This is a genomic window from Streptomyces sp. NPDC001549 (genome assembly GCF_042894025.1).
Taxonomy (GTDB): Bacteria; Actinomycetota; Actinomycetes; order Streptomycetales; family Streptomycetaceae; genus Streptomyces; species Streptomyces kutzneri.
Map to the genome: position 1 here is coordinate 35,864 of NZ_JBIAVJ010000028.1, position 16,447 is coordinate 52,310.

The window sequence follows — 16,447 nt, forward strand, 5'->3', positions numbered from 1 at the left end:
GCCCCAGGTACATGCCCTTACCCGCTTTGCGCATATCCGTATGCGGGTGCCGCATCGGTGATGGTCGCACGCCGCAGAGTGACCGTTGACTGAGCGCAGCACCAATTCCCTCCAAAGGCCGGGGACTTCCCCCTTCCCGGTCCTGGTGCGCGGTGGCCCTCTCTGCACCAGCCACAGCCGAGAGACGGCCACCCGCACACCCCCGACAACCCACCACGACCCCCAGGGCGGCGGCGATGACGATCACGACGCAGATCCAGGACCATCAGCGCCGATTCCCGCGCGCCATCGCACTGCCCCGCCACCTCCGGCCGACGCCCGGCACCACCGTCCGTGCGATGGAAGCCCCCGAGCACCTGGCCGTGGGCGTCCTCGCCCGCTACGGCACTCCGACCGACGCGTTCCCCGGCTACGGATACGTACGTCCACTCGAAGGCGGCCGCGAGTGGGTCGCCACCCCCGAATACCTGAGACCGGCACACCCCATGGAAATCTCCGCCGCACGCATCCAGGGGTGGGCCCGGTGACCGGCCGCATCTCGGGCCCGGTCTCCGGCGGCGAGTGGCACACCATCGACCACCCGCTGACCGGCGAGACCGTCCGCGACATCGCCAACGGCCTCACCGGCACCCTGACCTGCGTCACCGAGGAACGCCACGGCGGCCGTCTGCTGGAGATCGCCCACATCCGCCCCACCGGCGGAGGAATCGAGTGGACCACCGCGGCCTCCAACATCTCCCACGCCGGCGGTACCCGGTGAGCGACGCCCAGATCGGGGACCTGGTCGAAGACGGCCCCGGCGGCGGCCGGTGGATCTACACCGACCGGCGCGGCGGAACACCGATCCTGCGCCCCGTGTTCGGGGGCACCGGAAACACCCGGGAAGCCGACCACCCCAACGGGCTTCGGGTCATCAAGACCAGGAAAGAACTCCACGCCGAGTCTCCGGGCTTCATGTAGCCGGGCCGCAGGGCCCGCACCGCGTCCGGACGTGGTGCGGATCCGCACAGACACCCCGACCACGCTCACGACTTCCTGCCCACCCGTTCAAGCGAGAGGGGCACCACCGTGACATCCCAGCTCATCCCACTCATCAGCCCACCGCCCGACCACGGCTGGACGGCGCTGCGGAACTTCGCACACCTGCGCGGACAGTTCCGCGTGTCCCTGACCCCCAAGTGCAACGTGGCCTGCTGGTTCTGCCACAACGAGGGCGACGTCCCCCCGCCGCTGACCCGCATCAACCGCAGCGCACGCCCCCGGCCCGGCGAGCTGGACGCCGCCGGCTTCATCACCATCATGCGAGAGCTGATCGGGGCCGGACTGCGCCGTGTGTACTTCACCGGCGGCGACCCCCTGCTGTCCCCGATCGCCCACGACGTCCTCACCCGACTGCCCGTACGTGAACCCGACGTGTCGTACACGCTGATCACGAACGGGACGCTGATCCGGGCGAACGAGGACTGGCTGCCCTATACCGGCCTCGACAAGGTGAAGGTGTCGCTGCACTACTTCTCGGACGACACGTTCCGGGCCATCGCGGGCACCCGCATGAGCCTGGACGTGGTCCTCGACGGCATCGACGCGGCCCGTGGGATGTTCCCCGCGGTCGAACTCAACACGCTGATGCAGAAGGAGAACGAACACGAACTGACGCGCATCCTGGACTTCGCCTTGGACCGGCGGATGCCCGTCCAGTTCATCGAGCTGGTAGAGACCGAGCACAACACCTCCCGGAAATCCTCCGCCATCAGCGCCGACGGAATCATCCGCCACCTTCGGACCCTGACCCGCCATGAGCGGGTCGAGGCGTACGGCGTCGGGCAGGGGCGGCGCATCTTCACCGTGGACGATGTCGAGATCGACGTCATCCACCGCGATCTCGGCCGCCACCACGTCGGACAGTGCGGCACCTGCTCCCTCCGCCCCAAGTGCATCGAAGGATTCTGGGCGCTGCGCCTGGACCACGCCGGGGGCCTGCAACCTTGTCTGCTGCGTGATGACCTGCGCCTCAGCCTCCTGCCTCTGCTGGACACCCCGGAGAGGATCCCGGACGCGGTCGCCGCGCACGTCGCCGCGTTCACCGAGGGAACGCTGTGAACGCCCCCAGCGGCCCGTACGCGCCGCTTGCCGAAACGGGTGTACGGATGGGCCCGTTCGTCGTACTCGAAGGCGTCTCCGCCGTCGGCAAGTCCACGCTCGCCCGCCTCCTCGCAGACCGGCTCGGCGCGATGTGCCTGCACACCCTGCCCGCCCCGCATGACGGGTGGTCGCGAACGGTGCACGCCGAGCTGCGGCGGCTGCCCGCCCTCGCGTTCTACCTCTCCGGACTCCTCCACGCCTCCGACACCATCCGCGTCGACCTCGCGCACCGGCCGGTCATCGCCGACCGGTACACGTCCTCCGTGATCGCCTGCCAGGCCGCCGTCAGCGGCGCCACCACCGACGACGTGGCCTGGCTCCTGGCTCCCTTCCGCCCCTACCTGGTCGTCCCGGACGCAACGTTCTACCTGCGCAGCTCGGAGGCGACGCTGAAGGAGCGCATGGGGATCAAGCCGGACACGAAGGAGGACGACACCGAGCTGTTCGCCGTCCCCGGCCGTCTGGCCGCCCTGTGGGCCAACTTCGAAGAGGTCGCCGCCACCGACCCCACCGCCGTTCTCCTGGACACCGACGGCCGCACCCCCGACCAGCTCGCCGACTTCATCACCGACCGCCTCAAGGAGCAGCGTGCTTAACCCCATTGACCTCGATGCGGTGATCACAGGCGGGCAGATTCACGGGAGCGTCCCCGGGCAGATTCATGAAGGCGTGCCCTGGTGGGTCGCCGCCTGCTTCGTGACGGTGACCCGAACCGGCGCGCTCGCCGTCGCCCACGACGGACGCTCGGCCACCGGCCGCCTCCACCACAGCTTCCTCCAGGGCGCGATCAACGCTCACCACTTCGCATGCGAGGTCGCCGACGCCGGCGCCACCGACGAAACCGGGCTGCTGCACGCCATGAGCGCCCTCGGTGGCATCCCCGGCGCATTAATCACCACCAGCGGAGACGGCCCGCACACAGTGACCATCCGCCTCTACGGCGCGGACGGCCGCCAGGTGCAGGAGGACACCGGGCTCGCTGCGATCCGCGCCATGATCGCCGCCGATCGTGTCCCCATCCCCGTCAATGCCACCTGCAAGGGCCGCATTGTCGCCCTGGCCGACCTGGTCGGAGCAGACCGGTGATCAATGCCCGCCAGGTCATCGAGTCCGGCACGAACATCCTGTTCGTCACTCTGGACTCCCTGCGCCACGACGTCGCCCGCGCCACTATGCACGCCGGGCACACCCCGCGCCTCGCCGCGCTGCTGCCCGGCGGACAGTGGGAGGAACGCCGCACCCCCGGCACGTTCACCCTCCCCGCACACATGGCGTTCTTCTCCGGCTTCCTGCCCAAACTCCCCACCCCCGACCAGCCGCCCCGCCTGTGGGAGTGCCGGCCTCCCGCCTTCAAGACCGTGGACGAGGGCACGTTCGTCTTCGATGCCCCGAACCTCCTGACCGGTCTCGGACAGCACGGATACCGCACCGTGTGCGTGGGCGGTGTCACGTACTTCTCGCGTGAGACGCCGCTCGGGTCGGTCCTGCCGGACATGTTCGATGAGGACCACTGGCGGCCGGAGTTCTGCTCGCCCGAGCCGGATTCCACCCGCCACCAGGCCGACCATGCGCTGACTGTCGCCGACCAGCACGCCGGGCGGCCGCTGTTCCTGTTCGTGAACGTCTCCGCCACCCACGTCCCCCACGGGCACTACCTCGGCGACAGCGCCGACACGTGGCAGTCGCAGGCGGCCGCGCTCACCTACGCCGATGAACACCTCGGCCGACTGGTGGAGGGGCTAGTGGCAGACCGGCCGTGGCTGGCCATCATGTGTGCCGACCACGGCGATGCGTTCGGGGAAGACGGCTACCACGGGCGCGGTATTGCACACCCTGCAGTGATGAACGTGCCGTTCGCCGCCATGCTCGTACCAGCCGGGTCTAGGCTCCCCAGCCATGGACCCACACCCTGAAAACACGCGTGACGCAGCCGTCATCGTCGCCCGCGACGCCTCCGGGCTCGTCGCCATCCTGACCACCCGCTTCCCGAAGCACGGCGGCGACTACCTGTTCCTGCCCGGCGGCCGCCTCGAACCCGGCGAGACCCATGAGGAAGCCGCACGACGCGAACTCCAGGAGGAGGCAGGTATCACCGCCTCCTCCTGGCAGCACCTCGGCACCTACACCATCACCCTCAACTCCCGGGCCCGCATGTCCCTCCACCTCGCCGAAGGACTGACGATCGGACCCCAGCAGCTCGCCGAAGGCGAAGAGGACTTCAAGCTGATGTGGTGGCCCATGGCCGACGCCCTCGACGCCGCCACGGAGGGCCGTTTCCTCCTCCCCGGCGGCCCCCTCGCTCTCCTCCTCGCCGAGCGCCGCACGGCGAGCACCCCCGCCCAGTGACTATGAGCACCCCTCAGATCCTGACTACGCGGTGAGACGCAGGCGCTCGGCCGACCCCGGCACGAGATGTTGCCCGACGGGCTCTGCCCGGATCTTCAGCCCCGCCGGCGCTTGAGGCGCGGGGTCAGGGACAGCGCCCCAGCAGCGGCGTCGCGCCCGCGCACCGGTACGGCCCCGAGCCGGGCACGGCCCCGACGCAGCGGCACCGCGCCCGCGCAGCTTTACGGCCCGACGGACGGAGTCCGGCGCAGCGGAGCGAAGCCGGGGAGGCCCGCCAGGGCCGAGCCGCGCGAGCGGCGCGTCAAGAAGAGGTCGGGCGGACCAGTTCGCCCAGGGTCGGGACCGACTCCGGCCGCGAGCGGACCGCGTCCGTGCACTCCCACGTCCGCGGCGGATCCGCGTCCGGCCCGCCGAGGATCACCGGGCCCGGGGTCGCCTTCAGGGCCTCGCTGCCCGCGAGCGTGCACACGATCTGCGAGAGCGCGACCGGCGGCAGGTCCTCCGGCTTGCGGCTGAGCCGCACCGTGCCCGCCGGGTCGCCCGCCCTCGGCGCTCCCGCCGACAGCCCGACGGGGACCTCGCTCGTGAAGCCGGCGTCCCGCTCCTCCGTGGTCGGCGTCCGCTCCAGCGCTTCCAGCAGTGCCTGCGCGACCAGCGCCAGGGGGTCCCGTACGGGCTTCTTCTCGGGCACCGGAACGACTCGCTCCACGCCCACCAGCTGCGATCCGCAGACCAGTTCCACCGTGGCCCGGAAGCCCTGCACCCCGCTCGGCTGCTCCTGCGTGTCGCACGACACCCGGGACGGCGCCGCGCCCACGTCCACCGGCACGGTCGTCGCCCGGATCCCGCAGGCCGACGTCGCGAGCAGCAGGGCCCCGACGAACGGGACCAGCACCACCGGTACCACCGGCAGAGTCCTACGCATCCTCGTCACCCGCGATCACCTTTCCCACGTCCACCGGCAGCCGCAGCGTGAACAGCGCCCCGCCGCCCGCCACGTTGGCGGCCGTGATGTCGCCGCCGTGGATGTGCGCGTTCTCCATGGCGATCGACAGGCCGAGCCCGCTGCCGTCCGACTTCGGCCGCGACGCGCTCGCCTTGTAGAACCGGTCGAAGACGTGCGGCAGGACCTCCTCGGGAATGCCCGGACCGTTGTCCTGCACCGCGATCACCAGCCACTCCCCCTCCACCGTCACCGACACCCGTACCGGCGAGCCGCCGTGCTTGAGCGCGTTGCCGATCAGGTTGGCGAGGATCACGTCGAGGCGGCGCGGGTCGAGGCGGGCCACGATGCCCCGCTCGGCGTCGAGTTCGACCGCGTCGAGCCAGGCCCGGGCGTCGATGCAGGCGGTGACCTGGTCGGCGACGTTCACGTCGTCCAGCACCAGCCTGGCCGTACCCGCGTCGAAGCGGGTGACCTCCATCAGGTTCTCCACCAGGTCGTTGAGGCGGCGCGTCTCGCTGACGACGAGCGCCACGGCCGGTGCGATCATCGGATCGAGGTCGTCGACCTCCTCCTCCAGCACCTCGGCCACCGCCGTCAGCGCGGTCAGCGGCGTCCGCAGCTCGTGCGACATGTCGGCGACGAAGCGCCGGCTCGACTCCTCCCGCGCGCTCATGTCGGCGACCTTCTTCTCCAGCGCCTCGGCCGTCTTGTTGAAGGTGTGCGACAGGTCGGCGAGTTCGTCCGTGCCCGACACGTCGAGGCGGTGGTCGAGCTCGCCCTCGCCGAGCCGCCGCGCCGCGTCCCCGAGCCGCTGCACGGGCTTGAGCACGGTACGGGCCGCGGCCTGCGCCAGCAGGGCGGAGCCGAGCAGCGCGAGGCCGGTGGCGATGGTGAGCGACCAGCCGAGCGCGTTCAGGTCGTCCCGCTCCTGCGCGAGGGACTTGTACATGTAGCCGGTGAGCCCGCCGCCCACGATCCGCGTTCCGCCGACCAGGTACGGATTGCCGCGCGGCTTCGTCCGCTGCCAGTACACGTGGTACTCGGAGTCGTTCGCGGCGGTGGTCTTCTGCCGGTCGTTCACCGCGTTCTGCAGGGACTTCGGTACGTTGGCCAGCCCGAAGGAGTCGGGCCCCGCCGCGCCGAAGATCTGCCGGTTGTCCTTGCCCACCTGCACCAGCAGCACGCTGTATCCGGGGCTGCTGCCCGCCATCAGTTCGGCGGTGCGCTGCAGCTCGTCGGCGGTGGGATCGGCGGGCAGCGCGGCGGCCCGGTTCTGCATCTCCTGCCGGAAGTCGCCGAGGGCCGCGTCCTGGACGCGGGTGAGGACGGCCTCGCGGTTGAGCCAGTAGGCGATCCCGGAGGCCGAGACCGCGGCCGTGAGCGCGACCAGGCAGAACACCATGAGGAGCCGCAGCCGCAGGCTGGTCCAGCGCCGGCCCGCGAGCAACGCCCGGATCACTGTGGGGAGTCCAGGCGGTATCCGACGCCCCGGACGGTACGGATCAGGGTGGGCGAGGACGGCACGTCCTCGACCTTGGCGCGCAGCCGCTGCACGCAGGCGTCGACGAGCCGCGAGTCACCGAGGTAGTCGTGCTCCCAGACCAGCCGCAGCAGCTGCTGGCGGGAGAGCGCCTGGCCGGGCCGGCGGCTCAGTTCGAGCAGCAGCCGCAGCTCGGTCGGGGTGAGCTGCAGGTCCTCGCCGTTCTTCGTCACGGTCATGGCGGCCCGGTCGATGACCAGGGAGCCGAAGCTCGCCGAATCGCTCGACTCGCGCTCGCCGCGGCGCAGTACGGCCCGGATCCGGGCGTCGAGGACCCGGCCCTGGACGGGCTTGACCACGTAGTCGTCGGCCCCGGACTCCAGGCCGACGACCACGTCGATGTCATCGCTGCGCGCGGTGAGCAGGATGATCGGCAGCTGGTCGGTGCGGCGGATCCGCCGGCACACCTCGAAGCCGTCGATCCCGGGCAGCATCACGTCCAGCACGATCAGATCCGGCCGCTGCTCGCGCAGCAGTTTCAGGCCGTCCTCGCCCGTCGCCGCAGTGGCCACACGGTGGCCCTGGCGAGACAGGGAGAGTTCGAGGGCCGTGCGGATGGCGTCGTCGTCCTCGATCAGCAACAGGAAAGGCACGGGCTCATTCTGTCCCATCGGCAGTCGGGAGTTCGACCGTCGCGCGACGTGATCCTGTCGCGGTCCTGTCAGAAGTCGCTGTGACACGGCTGTGACAGTCGACGGACACCCCGGTTAAGTCGGCGGGGCAATCTTCTATCAACGCACAACGGACCGAAGCAGACACACTCCACGACGGGGGGCGCGAGATGAACACGCTGCACAGCACCACGACCAGCGCGGTTGTCACGCGGCTGCACGATGTGAACCGCCGGGCGGGTGTCCGTACGGTGGCGGTCGCCCGTCCCCGGCCGGCCCACGTCGTAGCCATTGACGCAAACCAGTACCAGGCGGTTCCCGCCGCCGAGCAGACTCCTTCCTCCACCTCGGAGGCCGAGTTCACCGCGTACGTCCAGGAGCGGCGTGCCGCCCTGTACGCGACGGCCTTCCACCTCACCGGCGACCGGTACGAGGCCGAGGACCTGCTGCAGAGCGCGCTGTTCTCCACGTACCGCGCCTGGGACCGGATCAGCGACAAGGCGGCCGTCGGCGGCTACCTGCGCCGCACGATGACGAACCTGCACATCAGCGCGTGGCGTCGGCGGAAGCTGAACGAGTACCCGACGGAGGAGCTGCCGGAGACGGCCTCCGACACGGACGCGATGCGCGGTACGGAGCTGCGCGCGGTGCTGTGGCAGGCCCTGACCCGTATCCCGGAGCCGCAGCGCACCATGCTGGTGCTCCGCTACTACGAGGGCCGCACGGACCCGGAGATCGCGGAGATCCTCGGCATCAGCGTCGGCACGGTGAAGTCGAGCATCTGGCGCTCGCTGCGCCGCCTGCGGGAGGACGAGGCGCTCAGCTTCGGCCGTGACGAGGCGGAGTCCTTCGAGGAGCTCGTCGCGTAACGCGGCACACACAGAAGCCATCGGGCCAGGGGGCCCGTCCTACGGGGGTGGGGCGGGGGCCGCGGGGGGAAAAGGCGGGATCAAGCGGACGGGGGTCCGCCTGATCCCGCCTTTTCACATGTCCGGTGCGCCCGCGGCCGCGCGGACGGGCGGACGGGCGGACGGGCGGGTCACAGGCGCTTGGCGCTGCGCAGGGCGGCGGCGTAGTAGCCGTTGCCGTCGAGCCGGGAGGCGCCGCCCTTGTCACCGATGGTGGGGCCGTTGGCCTCTTCACGGCTCGATAGGAAGATCTTGTGCCCGTCGGTGTCGTTGCCGAGGTACATGCCGGTGTGGTCCAGACGGTCGCCGGTGCGCGCGTCGAGCTTGAAGAACACCAGGTCGCCCGGCTGGAGGACGTCGACGGAGGCCGGCCGGTCCTGCGGGCCGACGCCCTTGAGGGCCAGGATGTCCACGCCGGCCTTCGAGCGGGCCATTCCGTTGGCGGTGCGCGGGAGTCCGTTGCCGCCGGTGTCGGAGGCCATCAGGGGGAAGCGGCCGCGGTAGCCGAAGACCGTGCGGATGAAGCCGGAGCAGTCCAGGGCCCGGTGCTTGGCCTTCTCCGGCTGTTCCGTGGTGCCGTTGCGGAAGGTGTACGGGATACCGAGGTAGTCGTAGAAGTCCGACTGCTCCAGGCGGAGGTCGTTGCCCTCGGAGCCCTTCGGGTTGAGCGGTCCGAAGGCCGCGTCGCCCGCGTACTGGATGCCGGCCGCGTCCTTCTTGACCGGTGCCTGGTCCCCGTACTGGAAGGCGATGGCGAAGAGGTCGTCCTCCTCGCTCCCGTGGTACTTCTTGAACCAGTCCTGGAACCACTGCTCGCGCTCCGCGCCGCTGCGCCAGCTCTCGGGCAGCAGGCGGACCCAGTTGTCGGTGACGACGCGGGTCTTGGTGGTGGCCGGCTCGGTGAAGGTACGGCTCTTGCCGGTGAGCGACGCGGTGCGGGCGCCGTCCGTGAAGGTGGCGAGGACGGCACCGTCGGCGCCGCGGAGGACCGAGCGCTCCGGGTTCTTCAGCCGCTCCCACTTCTGGGCGCCCTCCTGGGCGCCGCCCTTCTGCACCTGGTCGGTGACGCGCAGGACCTCGGGGGCCTTGGCCTGTTCCTCCTTGCGCAGCTCGTAGGTGAAGTACGCGCTGCCGGCCAGCAGGAGCCCCACGACGGCGGCGTGCAGGACGGGGCGGGTGCGGCGGGCGGGCTTGGCGGTCATCGGTGTGCTCCGGACGGTGCGGGTGGTCGGGCCGGCGTCGGTCAGGCGTGCGGCATGAAGCCGAGCAGGATGCCCGAGGTCAGGACGACGTACGTCATGAGGGTCGCGGAGCCGGTGGCGAGCAGGGTGGCTCCCTTGGGCTGGCGGACGAGCTGATAGGCGATCAGTCCGGGGACGATGAAGCCGAGGGTCTGGTTCGCGTACAGCAGGGGGAACTTCATCTGGAGCACGATCACCACCGTGGCCTGGAGGAGCACTCCGATGAGGACGACGGCCGCGAACAGGCGCTTGCCGTAGAGGATGACGAACTTCTGGGTGACGAGGGTGAGCGTGTAGGTCAGGGCGGTGATGCCGACGACGAGCGCGGCGCGCTGCAGGTCCTCGATGAGGGTGAGCGCGAGCCAGCCGGGGGTGATCATGCCGCCGGGCGAGAGGTTCGTCGTCAGGTAGCACAGCAGGGAGAACAGCAGGCCCAGCGCGATGCCGATCGCGGCGATCTCGGGGGTGAGGACTGCGGGGATCAACGGGGGTCTCCTGGGCTCTGCCACTGCGGGTTCGGGTCGGGCTCGTACGGGTGGGGCTCGTACGGGTGGGGCGGCCAGGGCTGCCCGTGCGGTTGCTGCTGCTGCGGCGGCGGGTAAGGGCCCTGGTGCCACGGTCCGTCCGGCTGCTGCGGGTACGGGCCCTGCGCCTCGTACGGCGGTCGGCCCTGGGGGGCGGGCAGAGCGTGCTGCTGCGGCGGGTGGACGTACTGCCGCGGCACGGGGGGCTGCGCGAACCTGGCTTCCTGGGCGGCGGTGAGGTCGGCGTACGGGTCGAGGTGCGGAACGTAGCGCGGCTGGGCGGGGGCGGCCTGCCGCGGTACGGCGGGCTCGCGGTCGGGGGCCACCGCGTGGGGCTCCTCCCGGTCGGGCTCGTCCTCGAAGCCGGGGAGTTCCGCCAGGTGTTCCAGGAGGATCTCGCCCTGGCCGTGGATGTTGCCGATGGCGACCAGCGAGGAGCTCTCGCCCAGGTGGCCGAGCAGCTCGTTCATGAACTCCTCGCCGTCGCGCTGGTCGCCGCCGAGGTCGACGGCGCGTCCGCGCCACTCGGCCGGGATCGCGTCGATGGCGCTCTTGGCCGGGTGCCCGATCACGAAGACCTTGTCGGGCATCAGGTCCGGGACGATCGCGCCCATCTGGCCGTTGCGCTCGACGCGGTCCGGGCGGCAGTTGATCACGACGTTGAGGGGGCGGTCGACGGCGCCGAGGTCGAGGAGCTGGTTGATGTTCATCAGCGTCGACTCGGGGTCGTTCGCGGCGAAGACGTTGGCGAAGCGCACCCGCTTGTCGCCGGGGGCCACGTACCGCTCGACGGAGAGCACGCCGGGGTCCGGCGGGGCGTCGTACATCCCCTGGAGGGCGGTCTCGCGGTCCACGCCGAGGAGCTCGGCGACGGTGAGCGCGATGGCGACGTTCTCCTTGAAGGTGAACCAGCTGAAGCCGCGCAGCTCGTCGTCGCTGACCGTGTCGGGGTCGGCGTAGACGAGCGTGCAGTTCCTCGCGTCGGCCTCCTCCTGGAGCACGTGGAAGCGCTCCTTCTCGGCGGTGACACAGATTCCGCCGTGCGGCATCGAGCGTGACAGGGAGCGGGCGATGTCGTCGAGGGTGGGGCCCATCTCGGCGACGTGGTCCTCGCGGACGTTGCACAGCACGCCGATGGTCGACTGGATCAGCTTGGACTGGTTGATCTCCTGGAGTGCGGGCATGACCGCCATGCACTCCATGACCAGGGCGTGCGGCCGGTAGGCGGCGGCGCGCCGGACGATGCCGATCTGTTCGACGACGTTGGCGATGCCGAACTTCCGGTAGACGGGCTCCTCGGTGGCGTCCGGGTGGATGAAGCGGGCCGCGGTGCCGGTGGTCTTGGCGACCGTCAGCAGCCCGCCGCCGCGCAGGGCGCCCGCGCACAGCCGGGTGATGGAGCTCTTGCCGCGGATGCCGTTGACCAGCACCCGGTTCGGTATCTGCGCGAGGTTGGCGTAGTGCCGGCGCTGCTCGACGACGCCCGCGACGAGCATGACCAGGCAGCAGAAGAGCAGCACGCAGTAGAGGAAGAGCACGGCGGATCAGTTCCTTCCGGCCGGGGTGGGACGGCCGGGCGTCCGGCCGGTGGTGCCGCCGGCGGCGTCCCGCTTGCGCTGCTCCAGCAGCTGCAGGCGGATGACTTCGAGGCTGCGGGTGACGGCGCCGACCTCGTCGTGGTGGGTCGGGTAGACGACGGTGCGGCGGTCGCCGTCGGCCAGCGCCTCCGCACGCAGGGCGAGGTCGCGCAGCGGCCGCACCACGATGATGTGGATCCAGCCGAGGCAGGCCACGGCGCCCGTGAGGCCGAGCAGTCCGGCCAGGACGGTGCGGTTCTGCGCGGTGTACGCGGGGATCTCCAGGCCCTTGGCCGGCTGCCAGGTGACGACGGTCCAGTTCAGGGGCTGGGCCACGCCTCCGCCGGTCATCGGTGCCGCGGCGGCGATGGAGACGCCGCCGTCGCGGAGCAGGGCGCTCTTGGCGCGCGGGCCCTTCTCGGCCGTCTCGTTCGCGCCGCTCTTCTCGTTGGCGGCGCTCACCAGGGCGTCGAGCTTGGCGTCCGACAGCGGCTCGAAGGCCAGGTAGCCGTTGTTGCCGCCGACCACCCGGTGCTCGGCGTCGACGACGCGGACCTCGCCCAGGCCGGGCCGCTTGAGCAGGGCGTTGAGGAAGTCGATGCGCAGCTCGCCGACCACGGCGGCGCCGGCCAGGCCGGTTGCCTCGGCGTATTCGGTGATGACGGGCCGGTTGCCGCTGTCGACCAGGGTCACGGGCTGCTTCGAGGGGCCCTTGCCGGCGGGGTGGTGGGGCTTGCCGCCGGCAAGGGCCAGGACGGTGCCGTCGGCGTTCAGGACGTAGAGGGATTCGTAGCGCCCGTGCTGGTTCCGGGTGCGCTCCAGCAGCTTCGTCAGGTCGGCGGGGGTGGTCTTGTCGCTGATGACGGAGGCGACGGAGGTGAGGTCGGCGTGTCCTTCGTTGAGGGCCCGGCGTACCCGGTCGGCGAGGGTGTCGGTGCGTTCGCGCTGGTCGTCGACGATCGTCTTGGGGACGGCGACGGAGGCGCCCGCGCGGTTGAGCGTCAGCAGGAGCGGCGCCGACCACACCAGGAGCAGGATCCCGCACACCCCGAGGAGGGCGCGGGTCCCGATCCGGGCGCGGCGGCCCCGGCGAGGGCCCTCGGTTTCCGCTGCGGGCTCGCCGAGGAGCTGTCGGCGCAGCCGGTCGAGGGCGGCGCCGATGCGGGCGGCCTCGCCGTACTTCGGCACGGTGACCGGCCGGTTCAGGTCGCCGCGGCCGATCCGGCGGCTCTCCAGGAACAGCCGGAGCAGCGGGCGCTGCACGGTGGTCACGAGCAGGGCCACGGCCAGTGCCCCGAGCACGAGCAGGGCGGCGGACGCGGCGATCCAGAAGAAGGAGTCGACGGCGGCGGAACGTTCCTCCGCGACGCCGACGAACGAGAGGACGGTGAGGCCGAGGGCGGTCGCGTCGGTGCCCACGCCGGGCTGCGAACCGGTGAGCTTCGCGTAGCCGGCCACGGAGCGGTGACCGCTCCTGGAGTCCCCGAGGAGGCTGCCGCTGACGCCTGCGAAGCCGCCGGAGCCGGGCTCCTTGGCCTGGAGGGGGTGCTGCCCGGCCTTCTGGGCGGCGGTCTTCGCGAACTTCGCGAGCTGCTTCTTCTCCTGCCCGGAACTGCCGATGCCGTCGCTGCCGAGGACCTGGCCGGAGGAGTCGAGGACGGCGATGGCGCGGGATCTGCCCAGGCTGATGCCCGGGACCTTCAGGCTGCTGGAGGCGACCAGGAGCTGCTGGGGGCGGTCGGGCCAGGACAGCAGGGCGAGGGTGAGCAGGCGGGTCTCGCCGTTCTCCAGCCGGACCATGCGGGGGGCGAGGCCGGACTCCCCGTCGAGCGCGGTCAGGTCGAGGGCGGTCAGCGGGAGGTTCTCGCCGCGCTGCGCCTCCAGACGGCCCGACTTGATCTCGATCACGGCCGTGCCGCGCCACTTCTGGTAGACGCTGCCGAGCTTGTCGAGCACGGAGTCGGGCGAGACCGGTTCGCCGGAGCTGAACAGGGAGGCGGTCCTGCCGATGTCCGTGATGCTCTCGTCCAGGGAGGCGCGCAGGGCGATGGCGCCGTCCTCCGCGAAGTACTGCTGGGAGGTGAGAACGGCAGGCGGTACGGTCTCCCTGCCCACGTGTCCGAGCTGGAACGCGGTGAGGGCGGCGAGGGCCAGCAGCAGGGCGGACAGGGCCGCGATGGGCGGACGGATGCCGCCCAGCAGCGACATGTCGGCCCGACGGCGGTTCCGGTGCCGCCGCTTCGATCGCGACGCGGCCAACGCGGGCTCCTCTTCGTTCTGTCCTGGAGCCGGTGCGGCCTAGGGAATGTGATGATCTGGGCTTACGGGGCACGGCGAGTGCCGCGAGGGCCTCGGGGCGTCCGGTCAGCGCGGGCCGGTCCGTCGGCGGGGCCCGGTGGCGGGCGGGCCAGGACGAAGAGCGGAGGGACGAGATCCGGAGTGCATCACTCCGTTATTTTCGTATGACTATGAGCGCTCCACTGACCAGGCGAATAACGATTGCGGTTCTGTGCGGCACTTTCATCACCCTTTGTGCCGTTTTGATGCTTCGTTCGGCGGGCTCGGACAGCACACCGCCGGACCGCCCGGCGGGCCCCGCTCCCCAGCGCTCCGCCGACCCCGGCCTGGAGCAGCGGATCGCCGGCTTCACCGCCGGCTTCAGCGAACGCGGGGGCTACCGCACCCCCACGGACCAGGAACGACTGGCGTTCACCCGGGCGTTCGCCCACCTGCTCGACGGCGATCAGGAAGCGGCGCGGACCGGCTTCTCCGAGATCGACTTCACCCTCCGCACCGTCACCGACGGCACCGGCGGACGCCGGTACGCCGAGGTGGCGGACGGGGTGAGTGAATCGGGCCACACCAGCCGCGGCTGGGGCCGGGTGTACGTCGACCTGGAACGGCCCGCACGCTGGTCGGTCCAGGTCCCCCACCCCGTCGCCGACAGCCGTACCGAACTCCTCGGGGCACGGGTGCTGCGCGGCGCACCCGGCGGGGTGCTGGTGATCGCGGGCGCCCACCGCGACGCGGGCGAGGACGGGGCGGCGGACGTGGCACACCGCGACGACTCGGTCTTCCACGGCGTGGTGGAGGAGCTGGCACGGCGGAACCTGCCGGGGGTCCAGCTGCACGGGTTCGCCGACGAGTCGTTCCGCGGGCGCGACGCGGTGGTCTCCACGGGGGCCGGCGACAGCGCCCTGGCGGACGCGGAACGGCTGACCGCCGCGCTGCGGCGCGACGGCCTGGAGGTCTGTACGGCCTACTCCGCGCGCTGCAAGCTCGCCGGCCGGGAGAACGAACAGGGCCGGACCGCCGCCGACCGGCAGTCCCGCTTCCTTCACGTCGAGCTGAACAAGACGCTCCGCGGCGACGACCGCGGCCTCGACCGGGCCGCGGCCGCCATCACCACCCTGACGGACCGCTGGTCCCGCCGGTGAGGACGGCCCGGCCTACGCCGGGGTCGTCGTGCGGTGGCGGCCCGCCGCGGCGGCCGCCAGGCGGCCGAGAGCCTCGTCACCGGCGCAGGCGTGCGCGCCCAGGGCCACATGGCGGGCCACGATGCCGCGTTCGGCGCGCATCAGCCGCAGGCCCCTGCGCAGCAGGAACGGCACCGACTTGCGACCCTCCCGCAGGTCACGGGCCAGCCGGCGGCGGAAGGTCGTCGAGGGGCGCCCCCGCAGGCAGATGGCGTCCGCGAGGAGGCCGAGCTCCTGGCAGCGGGCGGCCACGTCGGCGGCGAAGATTCCCTCCGCGATGAACAGCGGGGTGCGGGCGATGTCGAGGCTCTCGGTGCCCGTGCGGGCGCTCGTCGCTATGTCGTAGACGGGGACGTCGGTCCGCCCCGCCGCGCACAGTTCGGCGATCGCGGCGACCGCCGCGTCCGCGTCCCAGGACAGCGGGGAGTCCCAGTCGATGTCGGAACTGCCGTCGACGAGCGGGAGGGTGGGGTCGACGCCCTCCTTGTAGAAGTCGTCGAGGCGCAGCACGGGCAGCCCTGAGCGGGCGGCCAGCGAGGATTTTCCTGAGCCCGACGGACCGGTCAGCAGGACGACTCGGGTCGGCGAAGTAGAGGGGGAGCTCACGGGACACCAGTCTGAACCATTCCCCCGGGTAGGGGATCCTCCCGGTGACCGGTTGGTGTCCAGGAACACACCTCAACTACGCTGCGTGCGCACGCGACCACAACCTCAGGCGGGATCTCCATGGCACGTCACGCAGCCCCTTCCCTTCCGAACCGGCTCCGCAGCGCCGGACTGACCGTCTCGATGGCCGGTGCGGCCCTGGCGATGGCCGCGGGCGGCGCGCAGGCCGGTGAACTCGACGTCCCGGCGGCCCTGGCCGGGGTCACCGACCCGATCGCGAACCTCAAGGTGAACCCGCTCGCCCACACCGGCGTGGACCCGCTGGACAACGGCGTCGCCACCCAGGTCGCGGACTTCCCGTCCGTCGGGACCGGGGTGGTCACCGGCATCCTGACCCAGGGGCCCTCGGTCGGCGAGCTGCCGACCGCTGCCGCCTCCTCGCTGCTCGGACCGGTGCTCCCGAAGAAGTAGGCACGGCGAGCAGGCACGGCGAGCAGGCACGGCGAAGGGCGCGAGAAGGCCCCGGCAGC

19 protein-coding genes are annotated in these 16,447 nt (G+C 71.4%); 11 read left to right on the forward strand and 8 right to left on the reverse strand.

Annotation, left to right across the window (positions count from 1 at the left end):
* Positions 1-236: 236 nt before the first annotated feature.
* The 8 genes from ACFY04_RS34550 to ACFY04_RS34585 all read left to right on the forward strand — a co-directional run bounded on the left by ACFY04_RS34550 (position 237) and on the right by ACFY04_RS34585 (position 4,488).
* On the forward strand, positions 237-527 hold the full coding sequence (locus tag ACFY04_RS34550) for a hypothetical protein (protein ID WP_389123118.1): 291 nt from the start codon (positions 237-239) through the stop codon (positions 525-527).
* Entirely contained in the window at positions 524-760 is a 237-nt protein-coding gene (locus ACFY04_RS34555; RefSeq protein WP_389123120.1) for a hypothetical protein, read from the forward strand. The genes ACFY04_RS34550 and ACFY04_RS34555 overlap by 4 nt, the downstream gene beginning before the upstream one ends.
* A complete protein-coding gene (locus ACFY04_RS34560) occupies positions 757-960 on the forward strand; it encodes a hypothetical protein (protein ID WP_389123122.1) in 204 nt (67 codons plus the stop codon). The genes ACFY04_RS34555 and ACFY04_RS34560 overlap by 4 nt, the downstream gene beginning before the upstream one ends.
* A gap of 108 nt (positions 961-1,068) precedes the next feature.
* Positions 1,069-2,100, forward strand: coding sequence for a radical SAM protein (locus ACFY04_RS34565; RefSeq protein ID WP_389123125.1), 1,032 nt, complete (start codon positions 1,069-1,071; stop codon positions 2,098-2,100).
* Positions 2,097-2,738 carry a dTMP kinase gene (locus tag ACFY04_RS34570; protein ID WP_389123128.1) on the forward strand — a complete coding sequence of 214 codons (642 nt, stop codon included), beginning with the start codon at positions 2,097-2,099 and terminating at the stop codon, positions 2,736-2,738. Before ACFY04_RS34565 ends, ACFY04_RS34570 begins: the two co-directional genes overlap by 4 nt.
* On the forward strand, positions 2,731-3,228 hold the full coding sequence (locus ACFY04_RS34575) for a hypothetical protein (protein ID WP_389123130.1): 498 nt from the start codon (positions 2,731-2,733) through the stop codon (positions 3,226-3,228). Before ACFY04_RS34570 ends, ACFY04_RS34575 begins: the two co-directional genes overlap by 8 nt.
* On the forward strand, positions 3,225-4,055 hold the full coding sequence (locus ACFY04_RS34580) for an STM4013/SEN3800 family hydrolase (protein ID WP_389123132.1): 831 nt from the start codon (positions 3,225-3,227) through the stop codon (positions 4,053-4,055). The genes ACFY04_RS34575 and ACFY04_RS34580 overlap by 4 nt, the downstream gene beginning before the upstream one ends.
* Positions 4,039-4,488, forward strand: a complete 450-nt coding sequence (locus ACFY04_RS34585; protein WP_389123133.1) for an NUDIX hydrolase — start codon at positions 4,039-4,041, stop codon at positions 4,486-4,488. Before ACFY04_RS34580 ends, ACFY04_RS34585 begins: the two co-directional genes overlap by 17 nt.
* Before the next feature lie 301 nt (positions 4,489-4,789).
* Here the strand turns inward: ACFY04_RS34585 and ACFY04_RS34590 are convergent, their stop codons facing one another.
* Genes ACFY04_RS34590 through afsQ1 form a run of 3 tightly spaced genes read right to left on the reverse strand, consistent with a single transcriptional unit; the run spans position 4,790 to position 7,567 of the window.
* Complete coding sequence (locus tag ACFY04_RS34590) at positions 4,790-5,413, reverse strand: hypothetical protein (protein ID WP_389123134.1); 624 nt, start codon at positions 5,411-5,413, stop codon at positions 4,790-4,792.
* Positions 5,406-6,836 carry an ATP-binding protein gene (locus tag ACFY04_RS34595; protein WP_389123296.1) on the reverse strand — a complete coding sequence of 477 codons (1,431 nt, stop codon included), beginning with the start codon at positions 6,834-6,836 and terminating at the stop codon, positions 5,406-5,408. Before ACFY04_RS34595 ends, ACFY04_RS34590 begins: the two co-directional genes overlap by 8 nt.
* Before the next feature lie 53 nt (positions 6,837-6,889).
* Positions 6,890-7,567 (reverse strand): two-component system response regulator AfsQ1, encoded by a 678-nt coding sequence (afsQ1, locus tag ACFY04_RS34600; protein ID WP_063754818.1) that lies wholly within the window; start codon positions 7,565-7,567, stop codon positions 6,890-6,892.
* 188 nt (positions 7,568-7,755) lie between these two features.
* On the opposite strand from afsQ1, the gene ACFY04_RS34605 reads away from it, so the two are divergent.
* Positions 7,756-8,454 (forward strand): SigE family RNA polymerase sigma factor, encoded by a 699-nt coding sequence (locus tag ACFY04_RS34605; protein WP_053705143.1) that lies wholly within the window; start codon positions 7,756-7,758, stop codon positions 8,452-8,454.
* A 170-nt stretch (positions 8,455-8,624) separates the two neighbouring features.
* Here the strand turns inward: ACFY04_RS34605 and ACFY04_RS34610 are convergent, their stop codons facing one another.
* Genes ACFY04_RS34610 through ACFY04_RS34625 form a run of 4 tightly spaced genes read right to left on the reverse strand, consistent with a single transcriptional unit; the run spans position 8,625 to position 14,043 of the window.
* Positions 8,625-9,695, reverse strand: a complete 1,071-nt coding sequence (locus ACFY04_RS34610) for a C40 family peptidase (RefSeq protein WP_389123137.1) — start codon at positions 9,693-9,695, stop codon at positions 8,625-8,627.
* A 41-nt stretch (positions 9,696-9,736) separates the two neighbouring features.
* Entirely contained in the window at positions 9,737-10,219 is a 483-nt protein-coding gene (locus tag ACFY04_RS34615) for a poly-gamma-glutamate biosynthesis protein PgsC/CapC (protein ID WP_351154677.1), read from the reverse strand.
* Complete coding sequence (gene pgsB, locus ACFY04_RS34620) at positions 10,216-11,796, reverse strand: poly-gamma-glutamate synthase PgsB (protein ID WP_389123140.1); 1,581 nt, start codon at positions 11,794-11,796, stop codon at positions 10,216-10,218. Before pgsB ends, ACFY04_RS34615 begins: the two co-directional genes overlap by 4 nt.
* 6 nt (positions 11,797-11,802) lie before the next feature.
* A complete protein-coding gene (locus ACFY04_RS34625) occupies positions 11,803-14,043 on the reverse strand; it encodes a HAMP domain-containing protein (RefSeq protein ID WP_389123299.1) in 2,241 nt (746 codons plus the stop codon).
* A gap of 335 nt (positions 14,044-14,378) precedes the next feature.
* On the opposite strand from ACFY04_RS34625, the gene ACFY04_RS34630 reads away from it, so the two are divergent.
* Positions 14,379-15,272 (forward strand): hypothetical protein, encoded by an 894-nt coding sequence (locus tag ACFY04_RS34630; RefSeq protein WP_389123142.1) that lies wholly within the window; start codon positions 14,379-14,381, stop codon positions 15,270-15,272.
* Between the two features lie 12 nt (positions 15,273-15,284).
* Here the strand turns inward: ACFY04_RS34630 and ACFY04_RS34635 are convergent, their stop codons facing one another.
* Positions 15,285-15,986 carry a uridine kinase gene (locus tag ACFY04_RS34635; RefSeq protein ID WP_301367033.1) on the reverse strand — a complete coding sequence of 234 codons (702 nt, stop codon included), beginning with the start codon at positions 15,984-15,986 and terminating at the stop codon, positions 15,285-15,287.
* Positions 15,987-16,037: 51 nt separating this feature from the next.
* On the opposite strand from ACFY04_RS34635, the gene ACFY04_RS34640 reads away from it, so the two are divergent.
* Positions 16,038-16,388, forward strand: a complete 351-nt coding sequence (locus tag ACFY04_RS34640; RefSeq protein WP_389123144.1) for a hypothetical protein — start codon at positions 16,038-16,040, stop codon at positions 16,386-16,388.
* The last annotated feature ends 59 nt before the right edge of the window (positions 16,389-16,447 follow it).

Bases quoted from the DNA above. Each gene is read 5' to 3' on its own strand.
- ACFY04_RS34630 (WP_389123142.1), top strand. From the start codon at position 14,379: ATGCTTCGTTCGGCGGGCTCGGACAGCACACCGCCGGACCGCCCGGCG.
- ACFY04_RS34585 (WP_389123133.1), top strand. From the start codon at position 4,039: ATGGACCCACACCCTGAAAACACGCGTGACGCAGCCGTCATCGTCGCC.
- ACFY04_RS34590 (WP_389123134.1), bottom strand. From the start codon at position 5,413: ATGCGTAGGACTCTGCCGGTGGTACCGGTGGTGCTGGTCCCGTTCGTC.
- ACFY04_RS34610 (WP_389123137.1), bottom strand. From the start codon at position 9,695: ATGACCGCCAAGCCCGCCCGCCGCACCCGCCCCGTCCTGCACGCCGCC.
- ACFY04_RS34625 (WP_389123299.1), bottom strand. From the start codon at position 14,043: ATGTCGCTGCTGGGCGGCATCCGTCCGCCCATCGCGGCCCTGTCCGCC.
- ACFY04_RS34640 (WP_389123144.1), top strand. From the start codon at position 16,038: ATGGCACGTCACGCAGCCCCTTCCCTTCCGAACCGGCTCCGCAGCGCC.
- ACFY04_RS34595 (WP_389123296.1), bottom strand. From the start codon at position 6,836: ATGGTGTTCTGCCTGGTCGCGCTCACGGCCGCGGTCTCGGCCTCCGGG.
- ACFY04_RS34550 (WP_389123118.1), top strand. From the start codon at position 237: ATGACGATCACGACGCAGATCCAGGACCATCAGCGCCGATTCCCGCGC.
- ACFY04_RS34605 (WP_053705143.1), top strand. From the start codon at position 7,756: ATGAACACGCTGCACAGCACCACGACCAGCGCGGTTGTCACGCGGCTG.